The following is an 8,976-nucleotide window of genomic DNA, read 5'->3' on the forward strand; positions in this document are numbered from 1 at the left end:
CCCTTGCCGGATGCGGGCGATCAACCAGGACCGGGGCCGGCATGAGCTTGTCTTTGGCCAAGATCGAGGAGATCGCGCCCGACCAGGGCTCGCTCAACGCCGCCCGTGGGCTGGTGAAGGGCAAGCCCTGGGCGGTCGTCGCCGAGGACGGGACGGGGCTGATCTGGGGCGAGTGCCAGGGGTCGGGGGCTCAGCCCTACCGGGTCGCGGTCTCGGAGACCGATCTCGGCTACAAATGCACCTGCCCGAGCCGCAAATTCCCCTGCAAGCACAGCCTGGCCCTGATGTGGATGCGGGCCGAGGGCCGGCCCTTCACGACGCAGGAACGCCCGGACTGGGTGACGGACTGGCTGTCGCGCCGCCGCGGTCCCGGTACGCCGAAGCCGCACGAGGCGGAGGCCGATCGCGCCGCGCCCAGCATCGCGGCGGCGGAGGAGGGCGGGGCCGAGCCGCCGGAGCGGGACGAGAAGGCCGAGGCCCGGGCCGCCGCCCAGCGCGACCGCAACCGCGCCGAGCGGGAGGCGGCGGTCCTCGCCGGGCTCGACGAGCTCGACCTGTGGCTGGCGGACCAACTGGCCTCCGGCCTCGCCGGCTTTCCCGCGGTGGCGGCGGAGCGTTGCGGGCTGCTGGCGCGGCGCCTGGTCGACGCCAAGGCCGGCGGCCTCGCGGCGCGGGTGGAGCAGTTGGCCGCCACCCTGTTCGGCCTGCCGGATGCGGCCCGGGGCGATTTCCTGATCGAGGCCTTCGGCGAGTTGCACCTGATCGCCGAGGCCTATCGGCGCCAGGACGAATTGCCGGAGACGCTGCGGGCCGATGTCCGGCTGACCGTCGGCTGGCCCCTGGCCAAGGAGGCGCTGCTGGCCGATCCCGACGCCCTGCGGCTGCGCGGCGGCTGGATGGTGGTGGCAACGGTCAACACGGTCCAGCCCGACCGGCTGCGGCGGCTGGAGACCTGGCTGTCCCGGCTGGAGGCCGGCGACGGGCCACGCTTCGCCGTGCTGACCGATTTCGTCCCGGTCTCGGCCGGGGCGGTCGGCAGCCTGTATGCGCCGGGCGAACGGCTGGAGGCGGAGCTCGCCTTCTACCCGTCGGGCGCGCCGCTGCGCGCGATCATCGCCGAGCAGACTGGCGGCGCCGTGAAGGAAGGGCGCTGGCCGGCCCCGGCGGAGGATCTGGCCGGGGCAATCGACCGTTACGACGGGATGCTGGCCCGCCGGCCCTGGCTTGGTGACTGGCCGCTCGCGATCCGCGATGCCCGGGTCGCGCGGCTGGGCGGCGACCTGGTGCTGTCCGACCGCGCCGGCGCCGGGCTGCCGATCGCGGCGCGTGACGATGACGCGGTGCTGCCCCTGCTCGGGATGGACGGGCTGGATGTCTTCGGCCTGTGGGACGGGCGTCGCCTGGACCTGCGCTTCGCCGAGACGCCGGCCGGGCGCTGGACGGCGGCGTAGGAGGACCGATGCTCGACGACGCCGCGGCCGAAGCCCTGACCCGCAGCCTGATGCTGGGCACCGCCAGGCGGCCGCTGCCGCCGGGCGCCGGCCTCGGCGGCGCCGTGGCCGCGGATGATCCGAGGGCGGTGCTGAAGGCCGTGGCGCTGCTGGGCCAGCGCGGACGCTTCGCCCGCCCCCGCCTTGCGCAGGTGCCGGCCGCGGCGCCGATCCTGGCCGATCCGCGCGCCCGGCCGCCGGCCGCGGCGCGGCCGCTGTTCCTGTCGCTGCTGGCGGGCAAGTCGGGCCATGCGGCCGACCCCGTGGCGCTGGCGATCGCCGATGCGATGGCGCGCCGACGCCTCAAGCTGCACCCGTTCGACCTGCCGCGGCTGGAGGCCTTCGTCCGGGCGCACGCGCCGAAGCTCGGGGCCAGCGCCGTGACCTGGGCCGGCCGCCATGCCGGGACGGAAGAGACCGGCCGCGGCTTTTTCGATGCCGAGGCGGTCGACGAGACCAACTGGCAGCAGGCCGGGCCTGCCCAGAAATCTGCCTTCATCCGATCGCTGCGCGGCGCGGCGCCGGACCGCGCCCGCGACCTCGTCGCCGCCATCTACGCCGCGGAGCCCGCCGCCACCCGGGTGGCGCTGCTGCAAGGCTTGGCGGCGGGGCTGTCGGAGGCCGACCGCCCCTTCCTCGACGGCCTGTCCGGCGACCGGGCCCCGACGGTGCGGGAGGCGGCGGAGGCGCTGCTGGCCCGGCTGCCGGGATCGGCCCGGTCGCAGCAGCGGCTGCAGGAGGCGATCGGCCGGCTCAAGCTGGGCCATACTGGGCTGCTGAAGCGCCGCGCCACGCTGCGGCTGGAGTTCCCGGCGACGGTCAAGGAATGGCAGCGCGAAAGCTGGGCGGTCGCGACCATCGCCGCGGCCGGCCTGGACGATCTCGCCGGCGGGCTGAGGCTCACCGTCGACGCCATGGCAGCGGCGGCGGAGGGCGACGAGATCCTGGCCGTCGCCCTGGCGGTGCGCGCCGCGCGCGAGGAGCGCTTCGACCTGCTGTCCCGGCTGGCCCGCGGGGGCGCTGCCCAGGCCTGGATCGCGTCGGTGCAGGCCAGCGACCTGGCGGAGGCCGACGCCGGGTTCGTCGCGCGTTGGAGCGCCGCCGCCCTGCATCCGGAGCTGTGGCCCGACCTGCCGGCCGGCGGCCTCGCCCGGCTGCACGAGGCGATCCGGGCGCCGCTGCCGGAACCGGCGGTCCGCGCCATCCTCGCCTCCGCCGCCTGGCGGTCGCTGGCCGCGGCCGCGCAGCGGCAGGAAGCGCCGCTGGCCGAGCAGGCCTTCACCGTCCTGGCCGCGCTGACCCCGGCCCCGCTGCGCCGCGCGCTGCAGGCCGAGCTGGCGCCGCTGCCGCCGACCCTGACCGCCCGCGCGCTGACCGCGATCGCGCTTCTGGACCACCTCGATGCCGCCTGATCCGGCCCGGAGACACCGCCGATGACCGACACGATCCGCCGTTCGGCCGAAGATATCTTCGCCGAGGAGCTCGCCGCGCTGGCCCGGGGCGACAGCCATGAGCGCCCCGAGAACTGGAAGCTGTCGCCGCGCGCCGTGGTGACCTATCTGATGGGCGGCCAGGCGGCGGACGGGACGCCCATCTCGCCCAAATATGTCGGCAACCGGCGGCTGATCGAGACCGCCGTCGCCACCCTGGCCACCGACCGGGCGCTGCTGCTGCTGGGCGTGCCCGGCACGGCCAAGTCCTGGGTGTCGGAGCATCTGTCGGCGGCGGTGTCCGGGTCGTCGCGCCGGCTGATCCAATGCACCGCGGGCACCGACGAGAACCAGATCCGCTACGGCTGGAACTACGCCCAGCTGCTGGCCAAGGGACCGTCGCGCGAGGCGCTGGTGCCGACGCCGCTGATGCGGGCGATGGAGGACGGCACCATCGTCCGGCTGGAGGAGCTGACCCGCATGGGCTCCGACGTGCAGGACACGCTGATCACGGTGCTGTCGGAGAAGACGCTGCCGATCCCGGAGCTGAACACGGCGGTCGACGCCCGGCGCGGCTTCAACATCATCGCCACCGCCAACAACCGCGACAAGGGCGTCAACGAGCTGTCCTCCGCGCTGAAGCGCCGGTTCAACGTGGTGGTGCTGCCGCCGCCGGCCACGCTGGAGGAGGAGACGGAGATCGTGGTGCGGCGGGTGCGGGAGATCGGCTCCAGCCTGTCGCTGCCGCCGATCGCGCCGGCGGAGCAGGAGATCGCTCGCATCGTCACCCTGTTCCGCGAGCTGCGCGACGGCCGCACACTGAACGGCAAGCTGCAGCTGAAGACGGTCAGCGGATCCCTGTCCACGGCCGAGGCGATCTCGGTCGGCGTCGCGGCCTGGGCCGAGGCCGGGCATTTCGGCGACGGCCGGATCGGCGCGTCCAGCCTGGCCGCCAACCTGGTCGGCGCCGTGGTCAAGGACCCGGTCCAAGACACGGTCGCGCTGCAGGAATACCTGGAGACCGTGGTGCGGACGCGTGACGGCTGGTCCGACCTGTACGGGGCGATCCGCGAGGTGCTGTAAGGCATGGATCCGCGCGTCCACCTGTTCGGCATCCGCCACCACGGTCCGGGATCGGCGGCCAGCCTGGTCGCGGCGCTGGACGCGCTGCAGCCGGCGACGGTGCTGATCGAGGGGCCGCCGGAGGCCGACCCGCTGATCCCCTACGCCGCCAGCCCCGGCATGAAGGCGCCGCTGGCACTGCTGGCCTATGCGGCGGACGAGCCCGGCCGCTCCGTCTTCTTCCCCCTGGCCGACTTCTCGCCGGAATGGCAGGCGATGCGCTGGGCGGTCCGCAACGGCCGGCCGGTCAGCTTCATCGACTGGCCCGCGGCGGCGTCGCTGGCGGACCGTTCGAAGAGCCCGGCAGAGCCCCCGGAGCCGGATGCAGCACCGGCGGGCGAGGACGCCGAGGAAGCGGAGGAGCCGCCGCCGGCGAGGCCGGCGGGAGATCCGCTCGACCGGCTGGCCGAGATCTCGGGCCATGCCGATGGCGAGGCGTTCTGGAACGCGCTGGTCGAGAGCCGCGGCGCTGCGATCGAAGTGTTCGCCGCCATCGAGGCGGCGATGACCGCCCTGCGCGCCGAGGTCGAAGCCACGGCCCCCGCCGAGGCGCGGGAGGTGGCGCGCGAGGCGCATATGCGGCTGAAGATCCGCCAGGCGCTGAAGGATGGCGATGGCGCCATCGCCGTCGTGGTCGGGGCCTGGCATGTCCCGGTGCTGCGGCGCAAGACGGCGGCGGCGGAGGATCGCGCCATCCTCAAGGACCTGCCGAAGGCGAAGGTCGAGGTCACCTGGGTGCCCTGGACCGACACGCGCCTGGCCACGGCGTCGGGCTACGGCGCCGGCGTCCCCTCGCCCGGTTGGTACGCCCATCTCTGGAGTCTCTATGACGGCGCGCGGGAGGCGGTCGCCCCCGATGCCTTCGCCGCCACCTGGCAAGCCAAGGTCGCAGGCCTGCTGCGGGGCGAGGGCTATCCGGCCGCCACCGCCTCGGTGATCGAGGCGGCGCGGCTGGCGGTCGGGCTGGCGGCGATCCGCGGCCAGCCGGTGCCGGGCCTGGCCGAGATGCGCGACGCGACGCTGGCGGCCCTGTGCCATGGCGACGAGGCGCCGTTCCGGGTGATCGAGAGCCGGCTGGTGGTCGGCCAGTCGGTCGGCGAGGTCGACGACAGCGTGCCGCAGATGCCGCTGGCGCAGGACCTGGCCCGCTGGCAGCGCCGGCTGCGCCTGAAGCCGGAGGCGCTGGAGCAGGAGGCGGCGCTGGACCTGCGCAGCGACGCCGGCCTGGCCAAGTCGACCCTGTTGCACCGGCTGGACCTGATGGGCGTGCCCTGGGGCCGGATCGTCGATGCCGCGGCCGGGCGCGGCACCTTCCGCGAGATCTGGCGCCTGGCCTGGGCGCCGGAGCTGTCGGTGCGGCTGGCCGAGGCGCTGGTCCATGGCATCACCATCGAGCAGGCGGCCGCCGGATCGGCCCTGGCCCGGGCCGAGGCATCGACCGGAATCCACGACCTGGCCGGGCTGGTGCGGCGCTGCCTGCTGGCGGACCTGCCCGACGCCGCCGAGCGCTGCATCGCCCGGCTGCAGGCCGCGGCGGTCAACGCCGTCGACGTCGCCGGGCTGATGCTGGCGGTGCCGCCGCTGGTCTCGATCCTGCGCTACGGCACCGCGCGCAAGATCCCGGTCGAAGCGCTGTCGTCCCTGGCCAAGGCGATGACGGCGGAAATCCATGCCGGCCTGGCCGTCGCCTGCGCCAATCTCGACGACGCCTCGGCCGGGCGGATGCGCGAGGCCATGACCGCCTTCGACGCGGCGCAGGGCCTGCTGGCCGACGAGCATCTCGACGCCGAATGGCTGCGGCGGCTGCGGTCCGTCGCCGACGACACCGCCACCGTGCCGCTGCTGGCCGGGCTGGCGCTGCGACGCCTGTATGACCGGTCGGCCCTGCGCGAGGACGAGGTCGCCGCCGCCTTCTCGCGCGCCCTGTCGCCGGCGGTGCCGCCGAAGGCGGTGGGCACCTGGCTCGAGGGCTTCCTCGGCGGCAATGCCGAGGTGATCCTGCAGGATCCGGCGCTGTTCGGCCTGGTCGATGGCTGGCTGGAGGCGCAGGACGACGCGACCTTCACCGAGAGCCTGCCGATGCTGCGCCGGTCCTTCGGCACCTTCGGCGCGGCCGAGCGCCGCCGCCTTCTGGCCGAGGTCGGCAAGGGCCGCCGCCGGCAGGCCGCGACGCCGGCAGTCGGCACCACGGCGGCGGACAGCCCGGCCTTCCGCGAAGCCCTGCCGCTGCTTCTGACCATCCTGGGGATGACACGCCGTGACTGACGGAGCCGGACGCGACGATCGCGAGGGCAAGGAGGCCGAACGGCGACGGCGCTGGCGCCTGGCGCTGGGCGGCGACGACGAGGACGGCCTGTCGGAGCGCGACCTGCGGATGGATCGGGCGCTGAATGCCCTCTACGGCACCGCGCCGGGCGGCGGATCCGGCCGGGCGGGCGGCAGCGGCCGGCGCGGCGGGCTGGGCGCCTCGGCCCCGCGGGTCGCCCGCTGGCTGGGCGACATCCGGGAGTTCTTCCCGACGCCGGTGGTCCAGGTGATCCAGCGCGACGCCTTCGACCGGCTGAACCTGAAGGCGATGCTGCTGGAGCCCGAATTCCTGGCGACGCTGGAGGCCGACGTCCATCTGGTGGCCGACCTGATCAGCCTGCGCGCGGCCATGCCGGAGAAGGCGAAGGACACGGCGCGGCAGGTGGTGCGCAAGGTGGTGGACGAGCTGATGGCCAAGCTGGCCCACGCCACCACCGAGACCATCCGCGGCGCGGTCCGCCGCGGCCGACGCACCCACCGCCCGCGCTTCGCCGACATCGACTGGCCGCGCACCATCCAGGCCAATCTCCGCCACTGGCAGGCGGAGCATCGGACGATCGTGCCCGAACGCCTGGTCGGTTTCGCCAACCAGGCCCGGAACAAGGCCGACCTCGACCAGGTGATCCTGTGCGTCGACCAGTCCGGATCGATGGCGACCTCGGTGGTCTACGCCTCGATCTTCGGGGCGGTGATGGCGTCGCTGCCGGTGATCGAGACCCGGCTGGTGTGCTTCGACACCGCCGTCGTCGACCTGTCGGAAGACCTGGCCGACCCGGTCGAGGTGCTGTTCGGGGTGCAGCTGGGCGGCGGCACCGACATCAACGCGGCGCTGGCCTATTGCCAGGGCCTGGTGACCCGGCCGGCGAAGACGCATCTGGTGCTGATCACCGACCTGTTCGAGGGCGGCAACGCGCCGGAGATGCTGCAGCGGGCCGCGGCGCTGGTCGCCGCCGGCATCAACCTGGTCGTGCTGCTGGCCTTGTCGGATGACGGCCGGCCGTCCTATGACACCAGCCATGCCCAGGCCCTGGCCGCGCTGGGGTGCCCGGTCTTCGCCTGCACCCCGGACCAGTTCCCCGACCTGATGGCCGCCGCCCTGAAGCGCGACGACCTGGCGGACTGGGCCGCCGGCCGGGACATCAGCCTGGTGCGGGCCGGGCATGCGGATGCGCCGTGACCGCGGCGGTATCGAGAAGGAGATCCAGGTGATGGCCGATGCCGGCTTCGACGCGCTGTTCCAGGCCGCCAGCGCCGCCCGGGCGCATGCCCATGTGCCCTATTCGCACTTCCCGGTCGGCGCCGCGATCCGCACGCCGGACGGCCGCATCCATGCCGGCTGCAATGTCGAGAACGCCGCCTATCCGCAGAGCCAATGCGCCGAGGCGACGGCGATCGGCATCATGGTCGCGGCCGGCGGCACGGCGATCGAGGAGATCGTGGTGATCGGCGGCGAGGCCGGCGACACGCTGCTGTGCACGCCCTGCGGCGGCTGTCGCCAGCGCATCCGGGAATTCGCCCGCGGCGACACCAAGATCCATGTCTGCGGCCCGGAGGGGCTGCGCCTGACCACGACGCTGGATGCGCTGCTGCCGCATTCCTTCGGGCCGGAGAACCTGCAGGACTGAGGCCTCAGAACGGCGCTGGCGTCCGTCCGCTTCCCGTCCTAGTAAGAACCAACCGTGTCCAAGCGGATTCGCCCGAGGGTCGCCATGTCCGAGTTCGTCGCCGCGCCGGCCGAGCGCCGCTGAGATGGCGCTGCTGCCGCAGGAGATCATCCGCCGCAAGCGCGACGGGGCCGTGCTCGACGACGCCGAGATCGAGGCGATGGTGCGCGGCGCGGTCGATTCCAGCGTCACCGACGCCCAGATCTCCGCCTTCGCCATGGCGGTGTTCTTTCGCGGCATGACCATGCCGGAGCGGGTGGCCTTCACCCGCGCCATGGCCCGGTCCGGCCGGGTGCTGGACTGGTCGGCCGCCAACCTGCCCGGCCCGGTGCTGGACAAGCATTCGACCGGCGGCATCGGCGACAAGACCAGCCTGATCCTAGCCCCGATCGTCGCCGCCTGCGGCGGCTTCGTGCCGATGATCTCCGGCCGCGGCCTGGGCCACACCGGCGGCACGCTGGACAAGATGGATTCGATCCCGGGCTATGTCAGCCAGCCGGAAACGGAATTGCTGGACCGAGTGGTGCGCTCGGCCGGCTGCGCCGTGGTCGGCGCCACCCGCGACATCGCCCCGGCCGACCGCCGCATCTACGCCATCCGCGACACCACCGGCACGGTCGAATCGATCGACCTGATCACCGCCTCGATCCTGTCGAAGAAGATGGCCGCCGGCCTGGGCGGGCTGGTGATGGACGTCAAGTTCGGCACCGGCGCCTTCATGAGCGACATCGGCGACGCCCGCGCCCTGGCCCGGTCGATCGTCGACGTGGCGAACGGTGGGGGACTGCCGACGGTCGCCCTGCTGACCGACATGAACCAGCCGCTGGGCCGCACCGCCGGCAACGCGGTGGAGGTGCGCGAGGCGATCGACCTGCTGACCGGCGGCCCGAAGGACGCAAGGCTGTGGGAGGTGACGGCCCGGCTGACCGCCGAGCTGCTGGTGATCGGCGGCCAGGCCGCCGA

7 protein-coding genes are annotated in these 8,976 nt (G+C 73.9%); all 7 read left to right on the forward strand.

Annotated features, from left to right (window positions below; all coding sequences use genetic code 11):
* The first annotated feature begins 41 nt into the window (after positions 1-41).
* Positions 42-1,451 carry an SWIM zinc finger family protein gene (locus ACTOWL_RS31530; protein ID WP_441325250.1) on the forward strand — a complete coding sequence of 470 codons (1,410 nt, stop codon included), beginning with the start codon at positions 42-44 and terminating at the stop codon, positions 1,449-1,451.
* 8 nt (positions 1,452-1,459) lie between these two features.
* Positions 1,460-2,902 carry a DUF5691 domain-containing protein gene (locus ACTOWL_RS31535; protein WP_441325251.1) on the forward strand — a complete coding sequence of 481 codons (1,443 nt, stop codon included), beginning with the start codon at positions 1,460-1,462 and terminating at the stop codon, positions 2,900-2,902.
* A 21-nt stretch (positions 2,903-2,923) separates the two neighbouring features.
* Positions 2,924-4,003: an ATP-binding protein gene (locus ACTOWL_RS31540; RefSeq protein WP_441325252.1), complete on the forward strand. Its 1,080-nt coding sequence runs from the start codon at positions 2,924-2,926 to the stop codon at positions 4,001-4,003.
* Between the two features lie 3 nt (positions 4,004-4,006).
* On the forward strand, positions 4,007-6,307 hold the full coding sequence (locus tag ACTOWL_RS31545; protein WP_441325253.1) for a DUF5682 family protein: 2,301 nt from the start codon (positions 4,007-4,009) through the stop codon (positions 6,305-6,307).
* Positions 6,300-7,526 (forward strand): VWA domain-containing protein, encoded by a 1,227-nt coding sequence (locus ACTOWL_RS31550; RefSeq protein WP_441325254.1) that lies wholly within the window; start codon positions 6,300-6,302, stop codon positions 7,524-7,526. Before ACTOWL_RS31545 ends, ACTOWL_RS31550 begins: the two co-directional genes overlap by 8 nt.
* Positions 7,516-7,974, forward strand: coding sequence for a cytidine deaminase (locus ACTOWL_RS31555; RefSeq protein WP_441325255.1), 459 nt, complete (start codon positions 7,516-7,518; stop codon positions 7,972-7,974). Before ACTOWL_RS31550 ends, ACTOWL_RS31555 begins: the two co-directional genes overlap by 11 nt.
* Positions 7,975-8,098: 124 nt before the next feature.
* Positions 8,099-8,976, forward strand: an 878-nt coding sequence (locus ACTOWL_RS31560; RefSeq protein ID WP_441325256.1) for a thymidine phosphorylase, incomplete at its 3' end; no start/stop codon positions are given.

Source organism: Inquilinus sp. CA228 (assembly GCF_052078665.1).
Classification (GTDB): Bacteria; Pseudomonadota; Alphaproteobacteria; order DSM-16000; family Inquilinaceae; genus Inquilinus.